The organism is Hymenobacter sp. HDW8, assembly GCF_011305775.1.
GTDB classification, from domain to species: Bacteria; Bacteroidota; Bacteroidia; order Cytophagales; family Hymenobacteraceae; genus Hymenobacter; species Hymenobacter radiodurans.
This window is the reverse complement of record NZ_CP049907.1, coordinates 3,750,246-3,768,550: the sequence shown is the minus strand read 5'-3', so window position 1 is coordinate 3,768,550 and position 18,305 is coordinate 3,750,246. Positions and strand designations below refer to the sequence as shown.

The 18,305-nt window shown below is 53.4% G+C and carries 19 protein-coding genes; 9 read left to right on the top strand and 10 right to left on the bottom strand.

Annotated features, from left to right (window positions below; translation table 11 throughout):
• Positions 1-158: 158 nt before the first annotated feature.
• The 4 genes from nadE to G7064_RS16095 all read right to left on the bottom strand — a co-directional run bounded on the left by nadE (position 159) and on the right by G7064_RS16095 (position 4,525).
• On the bottom strand, positions 159-2,093 hold the full coding sequence (nadE, locus tag G7064_RS16110) for an NAD(+) synthase (protein WP_166074385.1): 1,935 nt from the start codon (positions 2,091-2,093) through the stop codon (positions 159-161).
• 106 nt (positions 2,094-2,199) lie between these two features.
• Positions 2,200-2,949 carry a ribonuclease III gene (gene rnc / locus G7064_RS16105; protein WP_133273859.1) on the bottom strand — a complete coding sequence of 250 codons (750 nt, stop codon included), beginning with the start codon at positions 2,947-2,949 and terminating at the stop codon, positions 2,200-2,202.
• Complete coding sequence (gene fabF / locus G7064_RS16100; protein ID WP_166074384.1) at positions 2,949-4,199, bottom strand: beta-ketoacyl-ACP synthase II; 1,251 nt, start codon at positions 4,197-4,199, stop codon at positions 2,949-2,951. The genes rnc and fabF overlap by 1 nt, the downstream gene beginning before the upstream one ends.
• Positions 4,200-4,288: 89 nt before the next feature.
• Entirely contained in the window at positions 4,289-4,525 is a 237-nt protein-coding gene (locus G7064_RS16095; protein ID WP_073109216.1) for an acyl carrier protein, read from the bottom strand.
• A 162-nt stretch (positions 4,526-4,687) separates the two neighbouring features.
• Here G7064_RS16095 and G7064_RS16090 point away from each other — a divergent pair, with 162 nt between their 5' ends.
• The gene (locus G7064_RS16090) at positions 4,688-5,116 is read left to right on the top strand and encodes an IPExxxVDY family protein (RefSeq protein ID WP_133273861.1); all 429 of its coding nucleotides are present in this window, start codon (positions 4,688-4,690) and stop codon (positions 5,114-5,116) included.
• Between the two features lie 108 nt (positions 5,117-5,224).
• Positions 5,225-6,664 carry a pyruvate kinase gene (gene pyk, locus G7064_RS16085; protein WP_133273862.1) on the top strand — a complete coding sequence of 480 codons (1,440 nt, stop codon included), beginning with the start codon at positions 5,225-5,227 and terminating at the stop codon, positions 6,662-6,664.
• A gap of 136 nt (positions 6,665-6,800) precedes the next feature.
• Here the strand turns inward: pyk and rpsT are convergent, their stop codons facing one another.
• Positions 6,801-7,061 carry a 30S ribosomal protein S20 gene (rpsT, locus tag G7064_RS16080; protein ID WP_084444338.1) on the bottom strand — a complete coding sequence of 87 codons (261 nt, stop codon included), beginning with the start codon at positions 7,059-7,061 and terminating at the stop codon, positions 6,801-6,803.
• Positions 7,062-7,329: 268 nt separating this feature from the next.
• Here rpsT and G7064_RS16075 point away from each other — a divergent pair, with 268 nt between their 5' ends.
• Complete coding sequence (locus G7064_RS16075; RefSeq protein ID WP_166074383.1) at positions 7,330-8,316, top strand: YheT family hydrolase; 987 nt, start codon at positions 7,330-7,332, stop codon at positions 8,314-8,316.
• Between the two features lie 21 nt (positions 8,317-8,337).
• Here the strand turns inward: G7064_RS16075 and rsmG are convergent, their stop codons facing one another.
• Genes rsmG through G7064_RS16055 form a run of 4 tightly spaced genes read right to left on the bottom strand, consistent with a single transcriptional unit; the run spans position 8,338 to position 11,165 of the window.
• The gene (gene rsmG / locus G7064_RS16070; RefSeq protein ID WP_166074382.1) at positions 8,338-8,961 is read right to left on the bottom strand and encodes a 16S rRNA (guanine(527)-N(7))-methyltransferase RsmG; all 624 of its coding nucleotides are present in this window, start codon (positions 8,959-8,961) and stop codon (positions 8,338-8,340) included.
• Positions 8,962-9,009: 48 nt separating this feature from the next.
• Complete coding sequence (locus G7064_RS16065; protein ID WP_166074381.1) at positions 9,010-9,369, bottom strand: hypothetical protein; 360 nt, start codon at positions 9,367-9,369, stop codon at positions 9,010-9,012.
• 57 nt (positions 9,370-9,426) lie between these two features.
• Complete coding sequence (locus G7064_RS16060) at positions 9,427-10,050, bottom strand: RNA polymerase sigma factor (RefSeq protein WP_084444334.1); 624 nt, start codon at positions 10,048-10,050, stop codon at positions 9,427-9,429.
• Entirely contained in the window at positions 10,041-11,165 is a 1,125-nt protein-coding gene (locus G7064_RS16055; RefSeq protein ID WP_166074380.1) for a glycosyltransferase, read from the bottom strand. The genes G7064_RS16060 and G7064_RS16055 overlap by 10 nt, the downstream gene beginning before the upstream one ends.
• 117 nt (positions 11,166-11,282) lie before the next feature.
• Between G7064_RS16055 and tgt the strand changes: the two genes are divergently transcribed.
• The 3 genes from tgt (at position 11,283) to G7064_RS16040 (ending at position 14,512) form a co-directional block, all read left to right on the top strand.
• A complete protein-coding gene (tgt, locus tag G7064_RS16050; RefSeq protein WP_166074379.1) occupies positions 11,283-12,413 on the top strand; it encodes a tRNA guanosine(34) transglycosylase Tgt in 1,131 nt (376 codons plus the stop codon).
• Between the two features lie 75 nt (positions 12,414-12,488).
• Positions 12,489-13,565 carry an LptF/LptG family permease gene (locus G7064_RS16045; RefSeq protein WP_166074378.1) on the top strand — a complete coding sequence of 359 codons (1,077 nt, stop codon included), beginning with the start codon at positions 12,489-12,491 and terminating at the stop codon, positions 13,563-13,565.
• Between the two features lie 44 nt (positions 13,566-13,609).
• Complete coding sequence (locus G7064_RS16040) at positions 13,610-14,512, top strand: DMT family transporter (RefSeq protein WP_166074377.1); 903 nt, start codon at positions 13,610-13,612, stop codon at positions 14,510-14,512.
• A gap of 10 nt (positions 14,513-14,522) precedes the next feature.
• On the opposite strand, the gene ispE is transcribed toward G7064_RS16040, so the two are convergent.
• Complete coding sequence (gene ispE / locus G7064_RS16035; protein WP_166074376.1) at positions 14,523-15,335, bottom strand: 4-(cytidine 5'-diphospho)-2-C-methyl-D-erythritol kinase; 813 nt, start codon at positions 15,333-15,335, stop codon at positions 14,523-14,525.
• 173 nt (positions 15,336-15,508) lie between these two features.
• Here ispE and G7064_RS16030 point away from each other — a divergent pair, with 173 nt between their 5' ends.
• The 3 genes from G7064_RS16030 to G7064_RS16020 all read left to right on the top strand — a co-directional run bounded on the left by G7064_RS16030 (position 15,509) and on the right by G7064_RS16020 (position 18,200).
• Positions 15,509-16,168, top strand: a complete 660-nt coding sequence (locus G7064_RS16030; RefSeq protein ID WP_166074375.1) for a sugar transferase — start codon at positions 15,509-15,511, stop codon at positions 16,166-16,168.
• A complete protein-coding gene (locus G7064_RS16025) occupies positions 16,165-16,866 on the top strand; it encodes an acetyltransferase (RefSeq protein WP_166074374.1) in 702 nt (233 codons plus the stop codon). Before G7064_RS16030 ends, G7064_RS16025 begins: the two co-directional genes overlap by 4 nt.
• 185 nt (positions 16,867-17,051) lie before the next feature.
• Positions 17,052-18,200, top strand: coding sequence for a DegT/DnrJ/EryC1/StrS family aminotransferase (locus G7064_RS16020; RefSeq protein WP_166074373.1), 1,149 nt, complete (start codon positions 17,052-17,054; stop codon positions 18,198-18,200).
• The last annotated feature ends 105 nt before the right edge of the window (positions 18,201-18,305 follow it).

The following is an 18,305-nucleotide window of genomic DNA, read 5'->3' as shown; positions in this document are numbered from 1 at the left end:
CCTGCACATACTAAGCTTATATCTGCTTAGGCCAAGTTAACGCGTAAAACTTGCGCTCACAGTTCTATATTTCCATAATACCTTGATTAGTAGAGCCCTGATTTACGCAAAGCAGCAACATTTCCTCTGCGTAAGCCTGGCCAAGGCACGCTCAGCGGCTATAATTCACTTAGCTCTTGTGTGTAGCCCCCACTCAAGATAGGGAAGCGCAACCAAGAGCGCGGATCCACATTATAGTCGTCGAGGTGGAAGGCCGGTGCGTAGCGCTCACGCTTCCACTGATTGCGCGCCCACAGCGAGTAAAAGCGCTTTACATAGATTTTCAGCTGTTCCGCATCGGTCGATGCTTCTTCTTGCACCAAAGTGGCTAACACTTGACGCGGGCTAAGGCGATCGTAGAAAGCCAGACGCTCGATGCGGTTGAGCAACACGTACGGCATCAGGTCGCGCTCGTCCGTTTGCTTATCTTCCAAAGGGCGAAGCTCAGCCGTGGGTTGCAGCGCATTCACGTGGCGTAAAGCGTGGTAGCCAAGTTCTTTTTCAGCCCAACGCAACCATTTTTTTACGAAATCCTTATCGACGCCGGCAATGGGCGAAATACTGCCAGCCGTGTCGCCGTCCATCGTGCAGTAGCCCACCGACGCTTCGGAGCGGTTGGACGTAGTAATCAGCAGGCAGTTTTGCACGTTGGCTAAAAGCCAGATGCCGGGAGCTCGTACTCGCGCCTGAATATTTTGGAGAGCTAAATCGTCGGTCTGCCACGTTAGCGGCCGATTGAGAGCGTGTTCAATCTTGGCAACATACCCTTCCACTTCCTCATCGATGGTCCAATCAAAGAAAATGCCCCCCAGCTCGTCAGCCAGCTCCTTCGCCGACTGAAACGTATCATCGGAAGAGTTGACCGTGCCCTGGTAAGCAGTAGTAAGTAAGCGGCCAGTCAGCTTTTGATTGACTGCTTTTTGCTTCTGGTTAAGCAGGCTGAGGGAAGCATCTTTTGGGCCGGGTGCATTCTGGTCGGCTACTAGCACAACCGGGCCAGCTAGCGTCGCAATTTCTTCGGCTGTGAAGCACCCAGCACGACGCATGAACTCGGCTGTACCTAGCTCCGCTGTACCTAAGCGTACCATTTCGGCCACGGCTACGGCACACATGCAGGAGTCGGCGCCGCCACTAAGGGACAGCACAAATCCACGACTGCGCGCCTTGCGCATGTAGTCGAACAGGGCTAAGCTGAGGGCTTGGTTCAGCTCGCGGTATTCGTCGGGTGTGGGCAAGGGCACAACATCCGTGGGGGGCAAATCTGAGTCAAAGTCAACATCTATGCACTCCAAATCCACTTCCTTGAAGCTTAACAGCTGATTGCGGAGCAGCAAATGCCCATTACGCGCCACCAGTATTTCGCCGTCGTAAATGATACGTCCAGCTTCGTTGCCCAGCAGGTTAGCGTAGAGGTAGGTGCAATTATACTTTTGCGAAGCCTGCAATACGAGTTGGTAGCGCACATCCGTTTTGCTCATAGCAAAATGGCTGGCCGATGGATTCACAATGAGCTGTACTCCGCGTTCCATCAAACGGCCTGCCGGCCGATCATCAGCGGGACGCCACGCATCCTCGCAAATCTCAAAGCCAAAGCGAACGCCTTGGTGCTCAAAAACTAAGTCGCCTAAAGGCCATGTCTCGCCTTGCCACGCAATGGTAGTAGTTTCGCCCGCCCGCCAGGAGTTAAAGAAACGCGGCTCGTAATGCACGCCGTCGTTGGCTAGGAACTGTTTGGCAGCAAAGCCTAGAATTTCGCCGTCGCGCAGTACAGCAGCGGTGTTATAGGTCCTTCCGTCAATGCGAACAGGCAAACCTACACAAACCAGAATACCCTCTGTCCAGGGCCGAATCTGCTGCAGATACTCCAGCGCTGCGGCTGATAGCCAGTCACTCAAAAATAAGTCTTCGCACCCGTAGCCTGTCAGGCTTAGCTCCGGCAGACATAGCAAATCGACACCAGCCGCCTTCGCTTGCTCAATAGCTTCGCGAATGGTACGCAGATTATGGTGCCAATCAAAAGGAATCTGGTTGAGGGCAGCGCCAGCTAATCGCATGGAAAGAGAGAATAGTTTAGCCAACAACTACTTTTTGCCCCCCAGAGTTGTCTTAGCGGCTCAAAAGCTCTGCAGAAGATGGGCAGCGCACAAACAATGGAAGCAGCTATACGCCCAAGACTGTCAGGGCACGCTCGGCCGCTGTTTGTTCGGCTTGTTTCTTCGAGAGGCCCATGCCCGTCGCTACGGCTTCATCGTCTACAAATACTGTAGCTGAAAATTCCATTACGCCACCCATCTGAGGCTCACCGGCCAACTCATAGCGCAGATGCTTGCCTTGGCGTTGCGCCCACTCAATAAGCTTACTCTTGAAATTAGCAGTCGTAGTGGTGAGCGACTTTACGTCTACATAAGGCTTAATCAAGCGGGCTAACACAAATTTTCGGGCTGCTTTGTAACCCTGATCCAGATAAACAGCTCCTACTAAGGCCTCCAGCGCATTACCGTTGACAGAGCGTGAACGGGCCGCCCTGCCTTGGGTTGGGTCGAGCTGCACTAGCTTATCCAGCCCAATTTTCAGAGCCAAGGCGTTTAGGCTTTCACGATTCACAATGCGGGAGCGCATTTCCGTGAGAAATCCTTCCTGCTCGTAAGGATACTTGCGAAATAGGTATTCGGCCACCACCGTCCCGAGTACAGCATCACCCAGAAATTCTAGGCGCTCGTTACTCTGAGTACGACTTTTATCATCCTGTTGTCGCACCAGCGACGAGTGCGTGAACGCTAGTTGGTACAGCCGAATATTATCCGGCGTGCGGCCAGTCACTGTGGCAATGGCTTGGCGAAAAGCCCTATCCTGCCCCAGCAACCGCCGGAAGAATCCGAACAGCGGAAGTGGCTGCCCCGGCCGTGTCATTAACCTTGAAATTTGCGAAACAGAACCGACGTATTGTGCCCACCAAAGCCGAAGGTATTGCTCAGCGTCACATTTATATCCCGCTTCTGCGCTTCGTTGAAAGTAAAGTTCAACCGTGGATCTAGTTCTGGATCAGCGGTAAAGTGGTTGATGGTAGGCGGAATCACGCCATGCTGCAAAGCCAGAATACAGGCAATAGCCTCAATACCGCCAGCGCCGCCCAACAGGTGGCCAGTCATGCTTTTGGTGGAGCTAATGTTTAGGTTGTAAGCATGCTCACCAAATACCTTCTCAATGGCTTTCACCTCGGCCCCATCGCCTAGGGGCGTGCTAGTACCATGAGTATTAATGTAATCCACATCCTCTGGGCCAATGCCTGCATCGCGCAGGGCGTTTTGCATCACCAGCACTACCCCATTGCCTTCTGGGTCAGGGGCGGTGATGTGGTAAGCATCCGAAGACATGCCGCCGCCGATAATCTCAGCATAAATTTTTGCCCCCCGGGCTACTGCGTGCTCGTAGGCTTCTAGAATAATAGCGCCGCCGCCTTCACCTAACACAAAACCATCGCGCTCCTTATCATAAGGGCGGGAAGCCTGCTCGGGCGCGTCGTTACGCTCACTCATAGCCTTCAGGGCGTTGAATCCGCCTACGCCTGCTTCCGTAATAGCAGCTTCCGAGCCACCAGTTACCATTACATCGGCCAGATTGAGGCGGATGTAATTGTAGGCAGCAACAATAGAATCGGACGACGACGCGCAAGCGGAAGTAGTCACAAAATTTGGCCCCCGGAACTTGTGCCGAATGGAAATATTGCCCGACGAGCTATCGGCAATCATCTTCGGAATGAAGAATGGGTTGTAACGGGGTGTGCCGTCGCCCTTCGCGAAGGTGAAGCATTCCTCCTGAAAGGTTTTGAGGCCACCGATACCGGAACCCCAGATAACACCTACCCGGTCGCGGTCAACACCGTCCAGCAAGCCAGCATCTTTGATAGCTTCGTCGCTGGCAATGATGGCGAACTGCGTGAAGAAGTCCATTTTACGGCCCTCTTTACGCTCGAAATAATCATCGGGGTTATACCCCTTTATCTCGCAGGCGAAACGGGTTTTGAACTTACTGGCGTCAAAGCGCGTGATGGGCGCGGCACCACTAACGCCCCTTGACAAACCATCCCAATATTCGGTGACGGTTTTGCCAAGAGGCGTAAGGGCACCAAGGCCGGTCACAACAACTCTCCGAAGAGACATAGGCTAACGGGAGAAATTAGAAAGCAAAACGGCCGGCGGCGGGCCGGCCGGTAAGCAATAGAACGGGTAACGGCTACAAAGCCATCAGGTTATTTGGCGTGCTCCTCGAGGTAGCTGATAGCTTGACCCACGGTGGCGATATTCTCGGCCTGATCGTCGGGGATAGACACGTTAAATTCTTTTTCGAATTCCATGATCAATTCAACAGTATCCAGCGAATCAGCGCCCAGATCGTTGGTGAAGCTAGCTTCTGGAGTTACTTCCGAGGCTTCAACGCCAAGCTTGTCAATGATAATGGCCTTTACTTTTTCTGCAATTTCAGACATTTCCGTGGGGGTTTAGAGAAAACTCGGCACAAATAACACTAACTTCCCTAACATTGTCAAACCAACCACCCCTAATCTTGCAGGTACAAGATTACGGCCGAGCTAGTTCCCTTTGGCTCCTGCGGTCCGTTGTTTTGTCCTGCGTAAGCCCGCAAGCACCCTATGAAAATGCTAACGCTGGATGTTGAGTATGACTGTGACTTTGAGCTATTTGGCCTCGTCTCATCGAGCCGCGAACACACCCTTGCCTGGACGCTGAATCAGGCCCTGCGCCTGCGCTTGGTGAAGCAGCAAGACCTCATATATGACCTGCTAACAAAAGGTCGTTTGGTTATCAGCAATTATGTGTACGCCACTGAAACACTTACTTTACGGCTACTACGCAACCGTTCCGTGGACCCATCGCCACTGAAAAAGCCGTTTCTTGCACCTGATATTAAAGAGTATGACTACTTGCTGCAAGTTAGTAATGGGTCGGGTGCGCTGGCGGCTAGTGAATTGATAGAACAGCTTACGGCCTTACCCGCAGTACAGTACGTATGTCAGTTCGACCCAAATGAATTGAAGTTTAAAGAAAACCTGCTGTTTTGATGAAGTAACCTAGCTCCAGCGTGGTGTGCTGTCATAAACAGCCTTCAAATTGCCCCCCAACTTACTCGTTCAACGATCCACCAAGCTGGAGCTTGGTGCTACCTGCTTATGGAACCTCGTCCGCATTACAATAAAACCAAAATTGTGGCCACCGTTGGCCCTGCCTCAAACACTTACGAACGTCTGGGTACGCTCATTCGGGAGGGTGTCGATGTGTTTCGCCTCAACTTCTCACATGGCTCCTACGAGGATCATTTAGCAGTTATTAATAATGTGCGGCGCCTGAACAAGGATATACGCACGAATGTGGGCTTACTGCAAGACTTGCAGGGCCCCAAAATTCGTCTTGGCGATGTAGAAGGTGGTGGTGTTGAGATAAAGCCCGGCGATAAGATTAAGCTGGTGTGCGGCGAAAAAGAAATCAGCACGGCTACGCGCTTAAGCACCATTTATATGGGGCTAGCCCGCGATGTGAAGCCTGGAGACATGATTCTGATTGACGACGGCAAAATTGAGCTACGGGTACTAGCTACCGACCGTGAGCAGGAGGTAGATGTGGAAGTAGTGTACGGAGGACTTGTGAAGCCGCGCAAAGGGATTAACCTGCCCGACTCGGACGTATCAGCGCCGTCGATGACGGAGAAGGACATCGAGGACCTAAAATTCGGCTTGGAGCACGATGTAGATTGGGTAGCCCTTTCCTTTGCCCGCCGGGCAGAGGACATCCGATTCATTAAGTCATTGATTGCAGAAAGTGGCAAGCAGACGCGCGTGGTTGCGAAAATCGAAACGCCGGAAGCTCTCCGCAACATCGACGAGATCATTGCGCTAACAGATGCTGTTATGGTAGCCCGTGGCGACCTAGGCGTAGAAATCAATGGTGGCGAGGTTCCGCTGGCGCAGAAGATGATTATCGAGAAGTGCAATAAGCTCGGCAAGCCGGTAATCGTTGCCACTCAGATGATGGAGAGCATGATTACTAACCCACGACCAACGCGCGCGGAAACCAATGACGTGGCCAACGCCGTCCTTGATGGTGCTGATGCCCTTATGCTGTCCGCTGAAACGGCCGTTGGCGAGTATCCAGTGGAGGTTATTCGTTCCATGGTGAACACTGTGCGCAGTGTTGAAACCCACGCTAATAATATATTCCACCGCTTCCACCCCATCGACCCAGCCGCACCATCTTTTATGGTCGACAGCGTATTATCTGCGGCGGTTCACCTTGCTCGTAATACAAAAGCCAGCGCTATTACTGGCTTAACGCACCGTGGCTACACAGCCTTTCAAATCGCTAAATACCGTCCCAAAGCCGATATTTTCGTCTTCACTGACACCCGCGACTTGCTGACGGTATTGAGCCTCGTGTGGGGTGTGCGCGCTTTCTACTATGACCGCATGGTGAGCACCGACAACACCGTGTCGGATCTTAAGTATGTGTTGACCACTACCGGCAACCTCAAAAAAGGTGACGTATTCATCAATACAGCGTCAATGCCCATCAACGAGAAAGGCAAGACCAATATGGTGAAGGTGAGCGTGGCCTAAACTAGGAAGGCAATAAACGGAAGCGGAGTACATTAACTCGGCTTCCGTTTATTGCTTGGCTTAATAGAAACATGAAAAGGCCCTGCACTTGCGCGCAGGGCCTTTTCTATGCTAGAGCAGAAAGCCTCTTGCTAAACTAAGCGGCAGCTAGCGAGTTCACGAACTTGGTCAGGCTCGACTTATTGTTAGCCGCCTTGTTCTTGTGAATGATGTTCTTCTTAGCCAGACGATCTAGCATTGACGATACTTTCTTCAGCAACTCTTGGGCTTCAGTGGCATCGGTGGCAGCACGCAGCTTCTTGATAGCGGTGCGGGTAGATTTGGCCTGGTAACGGTTCAACACGCGCTTGGCTTCGTTGGAACGGATGCGCTTGAGGGCCGATTTATGATTCGCCATGGTATGGAAATAGTGACGTTCTGCTCGATTTAAATTTCAGTTCGGGTGGCAAAGGTAAGGCTTTGGATGGAAATACCAAATAGCTCCCCCTCACTTTTGCTCCTTATTGAAGCAGTTAACCAATAGCGCGCCTCTTATAAAGCTTTGTTTAACCCGGCAGTAATGGTATGCATGACGAACTTTTTTCTGCGTTTATACTTTAGGAAGTGATTTTTGTCTATTTTAGAGTAACACCGCCGGGCAAACACCATTCTATACCTTTTTGGTCATGCCGCTTATTCAACACTCGCGCTATCAGCCGCCGTTTTACATGTTTAACGGCCATTTGCAGACCATTGTGCCCAGCCTGTGGCGCACGGTGCCCGATGTACGCTACCAGCGCGAACGGGTGGAAACTGACGATGGTGACTTCTTAGACTTGGACTGGTCGAGAGTGACGGAAGGGAAAGCGGCTGACACGTTGACCATCGTCTCGCATGGGCTGGAGGGCGATGCTGGCCGGCCGTATGTGCGTGGTATGGTACGAGCTATCAACCGCGCTGGCTTTGATGCCTTGGCGTGGAACTACCGCAGCTGCAGTGGCGAAATGAACCGGCTGCTCCGCTCCTATCACCTCGGCGACACCGATGACCTTGATTTCGTAGTGCGCTACGCCCTAGGCGTTGGTCATTACAAGCGAATCTATCTCACTGGTTTTTCTGCCGGCGGCAACGTGACCTTAAAATATTTGGGGGAAAAGGCTGACCGCGTACCTGCTCAGGTACAGCGCGCTGCTGTGTTTTCGGTACCAACTGATCTAAAGTCCAGTTCTCAGCACATTGCCCGCCCCGAAAACCGCGTGTATCTGAACCGATTCTTAAAAACGCTACGGGCTAAGATGCGCCAAAAGGCTGAATTACTGCCAGGACAAGTGGATATTGAAAACTTAGAAGAGCTACGCGACTTTGTGCAGTTTGATGACCGTTTTACGGCTCCTATGCACGGCTTCAAGTCGGCTGACGATTACTATGAGCATTCCAGCTCAGGGCGTTATATCGAGCATATTCGGGTGCCTACTCTTATTGTGAATGCCGAAAATGACCCATTTTTGCCCCCCGCCTGCTTCCCCCGCGACGCGGCCGCAAATAGTCAATTCGTGTTTTTGGAAACGCCTCGTGAGGGTGGCCATGTAGGGTTTCCCGAGGGTACGCCGGATGGCAACTACTATTCGGAGCGCCGCGCTATTGAATTTCTGACTGCGGAAGTGCCAGCGTAAGCAAGATGAAGTGCTTTACACCTATACTGTAGTTGCGGGCACGAAAACGACTTTCTTCGTCTCGAAAAATTCTTCCTTGAAATAGTCGCTTAGGTCAAATAAAGTGGCAGGCAGGCCTGCTTCGGCTATTTCTTCCGTCAAATCGCCACCTTTCAAATAATATAAGCCGCTGGTAGCGTCGCCGGGGCGCTTGTAGCGCTGGGCAATCCAAGTGTGAAAGGTGGCTAAGCGTGCCACGGCTCGGCTCACCACGTAATCAAACTTTGGGCGAACTTGTTCGACGCGCGTCTGCTCAGCGGTGACGTTAGTCAGATGAAGGGCCAGCGCCATTTCCTGCACCGCGTGAATCTTCTTGCCGATACTATCCACAAGGTGAAATTTCACTTCGGGAAATAGAATAGCTAGCGGCAAGCCCGGCAGGCCGCCCCCCGTACCTACATCCAGAACCGAGCTACCAGACGTGAATTCTACCACTTTCGCAATGCCGAGCGAGTGCAGAATGTGTCGCTCGGTCAAGTTATCGACATCGGTGCGAGCCACCAGATTTAGGCGCTCATTCCAGCTTTTAAACTCCATTTCAAGTTGCTGGAAGCGCTGGCGCTGCTGGTCGGTAAGGTGCGGGAAGTAGTGGTGAATCAGGTTCATGGGGGGCAAAAGTAACGCGGAAAAGCGTCGCCTACCAGGCGGATAATGCTAGGCGGGTTTGTGCCGCTGACGTCGCCAAGCTACCACGATTCCCAGAAAAGCGCCAAGCAGAATACCGATTGCCGAAGCGATAAACGGCCCAATAAAAATAGTAGCGGCCGCGCCGAGCGTTTGCAGAGGCTGCAGAATACGCGGAAGCGAAAATAATGTCAGGAGTTTAGCCACGCCCAGCGCCCCCACCAACAGTGCAACGTTGCCCAGCAGAAAACCTGGAACAGATCCAATTGCTACCGCAATCAAATACGTGCTTAAAGGCCGCAGACGGGCACTATACCTCACTATTACCGCGCCCACCAACAACCCTACGAGCCACAAGACAAAAATTGAAAGAATGAAGAAGTAGGGCACGGTCAAATGTATAAAAAAAGCCCCCCAGATAATTACTGGGGGGCTTTATTAGATGACTTAGATAATATGCTTCTTATTCTTCACCATGTCATAGAGCAATTCGCGGGCACGATGTAACTGGGCTTTCACGGTGCCGAGCGGGGCTTTTAGTTCGGTGGCAATTTCTTCGTAGCTCAGCTCATCGAAGTAGCGCAAGGTTACGAGGCGCTGATATTTGTCGGGCAGCCGCGACACCACGTGCTGCATGATTTCGATCTTCTGGTTCTTGATTGCCGACTCCTGTGGGTTCAGGTTCTGGTCGCGGAAGTCAATCGTGATTTCGTCGCCGTTGTCAATCTTGATGGCCGAGTCAATTGACATCGTCTTGATCTTATTCTTGCGAATAAAGTCGATGCAGTTGTTGGTGGCGATGCGAAACAGCCAGGTACTGAAGGCGTACTCGGGGTTGAACTTGTGCAGGTTGCGAAATGCTTTGGCGAAAGCTTCGATGGTTAAGTCCTCGGCGTCGTCGGGGTTGCGTACCATCTTCAGCACTACATGGTACACGGGCTTCTTGTAAATCTGCATCAGCTCGGCGTAGGCTTTTTCGTCGCCCTGCTCAACGGCGGCCCGAATTAGCTTGAAGTCATGCTTAGCTTTGGCGGAGAATTGTTTCTGTATTTCCTGGTTGTTTACTTCCATCGGAGGGTGCGGTAGAGGAACAGTGAAATTCCCAGAGCGAGATAATTAAAAAAATAAACTGCGTCGAGGACTGGTAACAGCCAAAAAGGCAGACGGTCGGCTAAATGACGGCCGAGCCGCGCGTAGGTTGCGCTAATAGCTCCCGTCCGCACCGCCCATATAACCGCCAAAGGTATCCAATCGGGCCGGGAAAACACGAGCAAAGTTGCTGTGAAATAAAAAAGAAGATTAGTGCCAATAAACGTTCCAATTCGGACCTGATCTTTCCATGAATAGCGCGGCCCGGCCGACAAATGCCGCCGCTTTTGCCGCCACCACGCCGCCCACGTTTGGGCCGGCCAACTCACGGTTTGAGCCGCTGGTTGTACTTGCACTGTCACGCGCTGCCCTTGCGCCACGGCGTCCTGCACCAGCAAGTCGTCGTCGCCGCCCAAGCGCCGCAAGTGAGAGGCAAACCCTTTGGTAGCTTGAAAACAGCTTTTGGTATAAGCTAGGTTTCGACCCACTCCCATATAGGGATTACCACGCCACGCGAACGACAGATACTGTGCTCCGGTCAGCAAGGTTTCAAACCGAATCAGCTTATTCAAGAACCCTGGACCTGACGCGTATCCTGAGTAACCAAGCACAATATCGGCGGGCTGCGCAAAGCCGCTTTGCATGGATTTGATCCACTGATTTGTAGCAGGCCAGCAGTCAGCATCGGTAAAGAGCAACTGCTCGTAGCGGGCGGCTTTTATACCCAATGTAAGGGCATACTTCTTCGGCGAAAACTCGACTGGCGTATTTAATACGGATACTAAGCGTACGTGCGGGTAAATCTGGTTGAATTGCTGAATCAAGCTGGCGGTGCCATCGGTCGAGCGGTCGTCAACCAGAATTACCTCAAAGCCTGCTGGGTAGTCTTGTTGTAGTAAGAGCGGCAGCAACCGCCGTAGGTTTTCCAACTCATTATGAGCACACACTACCACCGAAACAGGCTCCGCCGCCGCTTCATCAGGCGCAGGCGCATTGGGGCGACTAATGAAGGATAGAAAATAATAGCCGGCGTAGTAGAGCTGAACCAGCGCACAAGCCAGCAACAGCCAGACCGCGGGCGAAAAAGGCAGGGACAAGGCGCGGAGGGTCAGTGGGGGGCAAAATTAGGTATTAATCACGGGCAGCGGGCTACCTTTGCAGATTCTACCGTCGTTTCCCGCCAACGCTCGCCGGAAACCCCTCTTAGTGATTAGATGACCTTCGATTTAGTAGCCCACGATCCGCAGACCAAAGCCCGCGCCGGCGTGGTGCATACCGCCCACGGCGCCATCGAGACGCCCATTTTTATGCCCGTTGGCACAGCCGGCACCGTGAAAGCTGTGCAGCAGCGCGACCTCACCAACGACGTACAAGCCCAGATTATCCTCGGCAATACCTACCATCTGTACCTGCGGCCTGGCCTCGACATCTTGCGCCAAGCTGGCGGCCTGCACAAATTCAACGGCTGGGACCGGCCTATTCTGACCGACAGCGGCGGCTACCAAGTGTACTCTTTAAGTAACACCCGCAAGATTAAGGAAGAAGGCGTCAAGTTTCGCTCCCACATTGATGGCTCTCAGCATCTATTCTCACCAGAGGGCGTGATGGACATTCAGCGCACTATCGGGGCCGATATTATCATGGCCTTCGATGAGTGCACGCCGTGGCCCTGCGAGTACGACTACGCCCGCCGCTCCTTGGATATGACGCACCGCTGGCTCACGCGCTGCATTCAGCGCTTCGACAGCACCGAAGGTCACTACGGCTACGAGCAAACGCTTTTCCCCATTGTACAGGGCAGCACCTTCAAAGATCTGCGCATCAAATCAGCGGAGTTTATAGCCGAGCAAGGTCGCGAAGGCAATGCCATCGGCGGCTTGAGCGTGGGTGAGCCCGCCGAGTTGATGTACGAGATGACTGAGCTGGTATGCGATATTTTGCCCACCGACAAGCCCCGCTACCTCATGGGCGTGGGCACGCCGGCTAATATCCTGGAAAACATCGCGCTCGGCGTGGATATGTTCGACTGTGTGATGCCCACTCGCAATGCCCGTAATGGCATGCTGTTCACTACGCAAGGCATCATCAACATCACGAATAAGAAATGGGCGACTGACTTTGAGCCGATTGATGCTGAACTTGGTGGCTACGTGAGCACGTTTTATACGCGGGCTTACGTTCGGCATTTATTCCAGAGCCAGGAAATGCTCGGCCCGCAGATTGCCTCTATTCACAACCTTACTTTTTACCTCTGGCTGGTGAGGCAAGCGCGCGCCCACATCATCGCTGGCACCTTCCGAGAGTGGAAGGAGAAAATGGTGAAACAGGTAATGGCCCGATTATAAGTTTGTATTTCGTTGCTCGTGCTGAGTAGGAATACTTAGCTGAACATCCACGAAAACACATTAACGCAACTCGAAGTGAAGCTTCTCGATAAGTACATCCTCAAAAAATTCCTGACCGCGTTTCTCTTCACGGTTGTGATGTTGGTGGCTGTAATTTGTGTGATCGACTTCACGGAGAAGAACGACGATTTTATCAAGCATAATCTGGCTGCCAAGACGATTATCCTTGATTATTACGTTAATCTGTTTCCCTATTTCGCCAATCTACTCTCGCCCATTACGGTATTTATTGCCGTCGTTTTCGTAACGGCGCAGCTCGCGTCGCGTACTGAAATTGTGGCAATTCTGGCCAGTGGGATCAGTTTTCCGCGGCTCTTGGTGCCGTATGTGATGGGGGGCGTTATTATCGGCGTGGCCACATTTGGCCTTATTGGCTGGGTAATTCCAATTACCAGTAAAACGCGGGTGGAGTTCGAGCGCAAATACACCAAGCGGCAGTTTCGCTTCGATCAGCGCAACGTGCATATTAAAGTGGGGCCGCGCAGCTATGCCTACATGGAGAGCTACGACAATACGAATAATATCGGTTACCGTTTCGCGCTGGAGGACATTGAAGGTACTACGCTCAAGCGTCGCCTCACCGCCGACGCCATTACATGGGATTCGGTAAAACGTGCCTGGCGCCTCTCACCCCAACTAGTGCGCACCTTCGATGGCCAGAACGAAAGCCTCAAGTCCTACCCGGCCCGCGACACCACGCTCAACCTGTATCCTAAAGACTTTGCCAGCACCTATCGCCTGGCCGAGACGCTCACGTTGCCCGAGTTGAACCGATTTATTCAGCAGAAAATCGACCGCGGCGCCAGCGACACCCAAACCTATTTGAGCGAGAAGTACGAGCGCTACGCCTACCCGTTTGCCATCCTTATTCTGACCGTTATCGGCGTTATTCTGAGCGCGGGTAAGTCGCGCAGTGGCGTGGGGGGCAAAATTGCGCTGGGCTTCGTGCTGGCTTTCATCTTCATCATCTTCGTGATTCTGAGCCGCAACTTGGCTGCCGTTGGGTCGCTGTCGCCTCTGCTGGCAGCCTGGATTCCCAGCATGGTGTTCTCCGTCATTGGGCTAGTCTTGTATAGGTTGGTGCCGAAATAGACAGGCCTCACCTACCCCATCACGAATAAAAAAGCCCCCGAGATATGCTCAAAGACTACCTACGCCTACACTTTATTGTTTTGCTGTGGGGCTTCACGGCTATTCTAGGAAAGCTTATTTCGGTGCCGCCGGTAGAGCTAGTTTTTTGGCGGACGCTGCTGGCCACTACTGGTTTGGGCCTATTGCTGACCCTTAAAAAGCAAAGCGTGCGCATACCACTCGGCCAGGCGGTACGCTTGCTTAGCGTGGGCTCGTTGGTAGCTGTACACTGGATTACCTTTTTCCTCGCCGCCCGCCTTTCGTCTGTGAGTGTGTGTCTGGCCGGTATGGCAACGCTGGCTCTCTGGACCTCGCTGCTGGAGCCCCTCTTGTTGTGGCGCCGGATACGGGGCTACGAGGTTTTTCTGGGTTTGCTAACGATGGTGGGGCTTTACTTAGTGTCGCAGGCCGAGTTTGACCAACTGCTGGGGCTGGCTGTTGCCATTCTCTCGGCAGGTTTGTCAGCGCTGTTTAGCGTACTCAATGTCAAGCTGGTGAAGCAGCACTCGCCCCTGCGCCTGACGTTTTATGAGATGATGGGTGCTTGTTTATCTATCGTGCTCTTCTTCCCGGTTTATAGCCTGTATTTTACGGAAGGCGCGGGCTTACATCTGGCTCTTATTTCCTGGGATTGGCTATGGCTGCTAATGCTGGCGGGCGTATGTACCGTCTACGCTTTCTCGGCCTCAATTGAATTGATGAAGCGTCTGTCGGCTTTCGTTATCAACCTGACTACCAACCTGGAACCTGTATACGGCATCGTGCTGGCGGTTCTTATTTTTGGGTCGGAAGAAAAAATGTCGTTAGGCTTCTACTTGGGTACGCTTGTCATTCTATTCAGCGTCCTGATTCACCCGATGCTTGATCAGTGGAATCAGCGCCGCCAGCGGCCCGTCACCGTTGTATAGATTCCAGTCATTATAACACGCCACTCCACACCAAATAATCGGCTGCAACAGGCACGTTGGGGGGCATTTCGCGGCCCGGAAACAGCCCATACACCGCTGAGCCCGAACCCGACAGGCTAGCATAAGCAGCACCAGCTGCATATAACGCAGCCTTCAGCTCGCCCAGCACCGGATAATGCGGCGTCAAGGCTTCTTCAAAATCGTTGCTCACCGTATCGCGCCACGTTTCGATAGGCTGCGCTAGACTCGCGCGCAAATCGTGGCGCGGCGTACGAGGCGTTACGCGAGAATAAGCCTCGCCTGTGCTAATGTGCAGATTGGGGTAGATAACCTTGCAGGCAACTCCTGTCAGATTAAGGTCAATTGGCGCAAATACGTCGCCTTTTTCGTGGGCAAATACGGCCTTATTCTGAATGAAGAACGCACAGTCGCTACCTAAGCGGCGAGCATAATTCTCCAGTGTTTCGGGGGATTGTTTTAGCTCAAACAGCTCGTTCAACGCCCGCAGCGCGAAAGCCGCATCAGCAGAGCCACCACCCAAGCCAGCGCCGATGGGCACTATTTTATGCAAATGCATCTGCACGGAAGGCAAATTAAAGTCGATCCGCAGCAGCTCGTATGCTCGCCAACATAAGTTCGTGCTGGGCTCGCCAGGAATCGGAATACCCGTCAGGGAGAGAGAATCCGAATCGGCGGGTAGCACTTCCAACGCATCGCTCCACGGCAGCGGCACAAACACCGATTCGAGGTTGCGAAAGCCATCGGGCCGCAGGCCAGTGATGTAGAGGCCAAGATTGAGCTTAGCATTCGGAAAAACGAGCATAGAGAGTAGCGTAGGCGTTGTCTGTTGGGTTTAGGAGGTGGCAGGGGCAGATTTTCTGCTTCCCTATTCCTGTTATAAATCACCCAAAGCTCAAACCTAGCGCAAACCACGAAAGCTTGCGCTACGAACGCCTCAGAAAACGATAAATTTGCCTCAACTCAACCTATTGTTTCATGTCTCACCCGCCGCCTACCGATTGGTACCAAGCTTGGGGCAAGCGCCTCCTCGATGTGGTGCTGGCCGCGCCGCTTCTGGTGGCCACGCTGCCGGTGTTGCTGCTGGCGGGGGGCTTTTTGGCAGTGCAGAATGGGGGGCAATTTCTGTTTCGGCAGCAGCGGCCTGGCCTTCATGGGGAGCTTTTTTGGCTGTATAAACTTCAAACCATGACCAGCCAGCGCGATGCTCATGGTCAGCTTTTGCCGGATGCGGCGCGGCTGCCGCGCCTGGGTCGCTGGCTGCGCGCTACTTCTATCGATGAGCTACCACAACTCTGGAACGTGCTGCGCGGCGACCTGAGCCTAGTAGGCCCGCGGCCGTTGTTGCCGGAGTATCTGCCGTTGTACTCACCCGAGCAGGCCCGCCGCCACAGCGTACGCCCCGGCCTGACGGGCTGGGCGCAGGTAAATGGACGTAACGCCATTAGCTGGGAGCAGAAATTCGTTTACGATATCTGGTACGTTGAACGCGTATCTTGGCGCCTCGACCTACTCATTTTAGCCCGTACCGTGCGGCGGGTGCTTGGTGCTCAAGGTGTTACTGCTCCCGGCCAAGCCACCACCGAAGCCTTTCGCGGCTCCCCCGCCCCCACCATTGCCGACAACTCACCCTCATGACCAAGCTTTTTTTCTCTGAGTACGAAGAAGCCGACCAGCCCCCCATCACTCGTCCGTTGGCCATTTTCGGGGCTGGTGGACTTGGTCGTGAAGTGCTCATGCTGATTCAGCAGATCAACGAATACGAGCCTACCTGGCATATCACTGGTTTCTACGACGACGTGCGGCCGCAGGCAGACTCCATTCATGGTGTGCCCTACTTAGGTACTGCCGCTGAGCTCAATGCTGTAACCGAGCCACTCCACGTAACGGTAGCGGTAGGCAACAGTCGGAGCCGGGCCAACGTGGTTGATAAACTCACGTCGCCGCAGCTCTTTTTTGCTACGCTCATTCACCCGGCCGTAGCTTGCGCGCCTTATCAGCAGGTAGAATTGGGCGTAGGTTGCATTATCAGCCAAGGGTGCATCCTGACCTGCGATATTGTATTGGGCAAGCATGTGCTTCTCAACCTTGGCTGCACCATCGGCCACGATGCGGTATTGGGCGATTTTTGCTCCTTAATGCCGCACGCCAATATTGGGGGTGCAGTTCACTTGGAAACCGGCGTGTATTTGGGTACCAATGCCACCGTCATCGACCGGGTGCGCGTGGGTGCTTACGCCATTGTAGGGGCCGGAGCCGTTGCCGTCCGCGATTTGCCCCCCAACTGCACCGCTGTAGGTGTGCCAGCCACTGTGATTAAGCGGCACTCTGTTTGAGTGTCTACTAAAGTAGGCCCGCATACATAAACGAACGTCATGCAGCGCGCAGCGCAGCATCTCGGTGGCGGTAGTAATAAGTAACTCAACATCAGCACGCGAGATGCTGCGCTGCGCGCTGCATGACCGCCTTTTGAAACTCAGCTTAGCTATACATTACACTATCTACCTGCCCTTATCACCTTATGCGCAGCCAAGACCACGACCGTATTTTTCTTTCCCCGCCCCACCTTGGTCGTCACGAGTTGAACTATGTGCATAAGGCTATTGAGGATAATTGGGTAGCCCCTGCTGGTCCCAACATTACGGGCTTTGAGGCGGATATCTGCCAATTCACCGGCGCCCCCCATTGCGTCGCGCTCAACTCGGGCACTGCCGCCATTCACCTGGGCTTGATTTTACTGGGTGTAGAAGCTGGCGATGAAGTACTCTGCTCCTCCTTCACTTTCGTAGCTACGGCTAATCCCATCGTGTATCTGAGTGCCACACCAGTTTTTGTGGACAGCGAGCCGCAGACTTGGAATATGTGCCCGGTGCGCTTGCGCGAAGCCATAGAAGACCGCCTGCGGCACGGCAAAAAGCCTAAAGCGCTGCTGCTGGTTCACTTATACGGCATGCCCGCCCAGCTGCGTGAGATAATAGCTATAGCCGACGAATACAGCATTCCGGTGCTCGAAGATGCGGCTGAAGCCCTAGGCTCCTGCTACGACAAGCGGGCGCTGGGCACGTTTGGAGCGGTGGGCGTTTTCTCGTTTAACGGTAATAAGATTCTGACTACCAGCGGTGGCGGTGCCCTTATCACCAACAACGCCGACCTAGCCCAACAAGCCCGTTTTTTGGCTACCCAGGCTAAAGACCCAGCCCCCCACTACCAGCACTCCGCCACGGGTTATAACTACCGCCTCAGCAATATCCTGGCGGGCATTGGGCGGGGTCAAATGGAATTGTTGGACGACCGCGTGAAAAAGCGTCGCGAAATTTACGCTTGGTACCAGCGCAACCTCGCCGACCTGCCAGCCCTAGAATTTGCTCCCCAGGAGCCCGCTGGCAGCCGCTCCAACCGCTGGCTCACCACCATCCTCCTCGACCCTGCCCACACCAGCGTCACTCCTGAGCAGGTCCGCCTCCACCTCGAAACACGCAACATCGAAGCCCGCCCCCTCTGGAAGCCCCTGCACCTACAGCCCCTCTTCCAAAATGCCCCCCAGTACGGCGGCAGCGTCTGCGAGGAGCTGTTTGAACGCGGCCTCTGCCTGCCCTCCGGTTCCGCTATGACGGATGAGGATTTGCGGCGCGTGGCCGGCGCTCTGCGTGAAGCAATTGGTAGTATCTAAACTATTCTATACCAGATGATTATTCAGGAATATCTATAATTTTATTAAAGATTCCTGACCAAGCTGATATTCAACTTTCCAAAGTATGCTGTTATAACTCTTGTT

Bases quoted from the DNA above. Each gene is read 5' to 3' on its own strand.
- G7064_RS16040 (WP_166074377.1), top strand. From the start codon at position 13,610: ATGCTCAAAGACTACCTACGCCTACACTTTATTGTTTTGCTGTGGGGC.
- G7064_RS16030 (WP_166074375.1), top strand. From the start codon at position 15,509: ATGTCTCACCCGCCGCCTACCGATTGGTACCAAGCTTGGGGCAAGCGC.
- G7064_RS16020 (WP_166074373.1), top strand. From the start codon at position 17,052: ATGCGCAGCCAAGACCACGACCGTATTTTTCTTTCCCCGCCCCACCTT.
- G7064_RS16025 (WP_166074374.1), top strand. From the start codon at position 16,165: ATGACCAAGCTTTTTTTCTCTGAGTACGAAGAAGCCGACCAGCCCCCC.
- rsmG (WP_166074382.1), bottom strand. From the start codon at position 8,961: ATGAACCTGATTCACCACTACTTCCCGCACCTTACCGACCAGCAGCGC.
- tgt (WP_166074379.1), top strand. From the start codon at position 11,283: ATGACCTTCGATTTAGTAGCCCACGATCCGCAGACCAAAGCCCGCGCC.
- fabF (WP_166074384.1), bottom strand. From the start codon at position 4,199: ATGTCTCTTCGGAGAGTTGTTGTGACCGGCCTTGGTGCCCTTACGCCT.
- G7064_RS16060 (WP_084444334.1), bottom strand. From the start codon at position 10,050: ATGGAAGTAAACAACCAGGAAATACAGAAACAATTCTCCGCCAAAGCT.
- nadE (WP_166074385.1), bottom strand. From the start codon at position 2,093: ATGCGATTAGCTGGCGCTGCCCTCAACCAGATTCCTTTTGATTGGCAC.
- rnc (WP_133273859.1), bottom strand. From the start codon at position 2,949: ATGACACGGCCGGGGCAGCCACTTCCGCTGTTCGGATTCTTCCGGCGG.
- G7064_RS16090 (WP_133273861.1), top strand. From the start codon at position 4,688: ATGAAAATGCTAACGCTGGATGTTGAGTATGACTGTGACTTTGAGCTA.
- pyk (WP_133273862.1), top strand. From the start codon at position 5,225: ATGGAACCTCGTCCGCATTACAATAAAACCAAAATTGTGGCCACCGTT.
- ispE (WP_166074376.1), bottom strand. From the start codon at position 15,335: ATGCTCGTTTTTCCGAATGCTAAGCTCAATCTTGGCCTCTACATCACT.
- rpsT (WP_084444338.1), bottom strand. From the start codon at position 7,061: ATGGCGAATCATAAATCGGCCCTCAAGCGCATCCGTTCCAACGAAGCC.
- G7064_RS16075 (WP_166074383.1), top strand. From the start codon at position 7,330: ATGCCGCTTATTCAACACTCGCGCTATCAGCCGCCGTTTTACATGTTT.
- G7064_RS16095 (WP_073109216.1), bottom strand. From the start codon at position 4,525: ATGTCTGAAATTGCAGAAAAAGTAAAGGCCATTATCATTGACAAGCTT.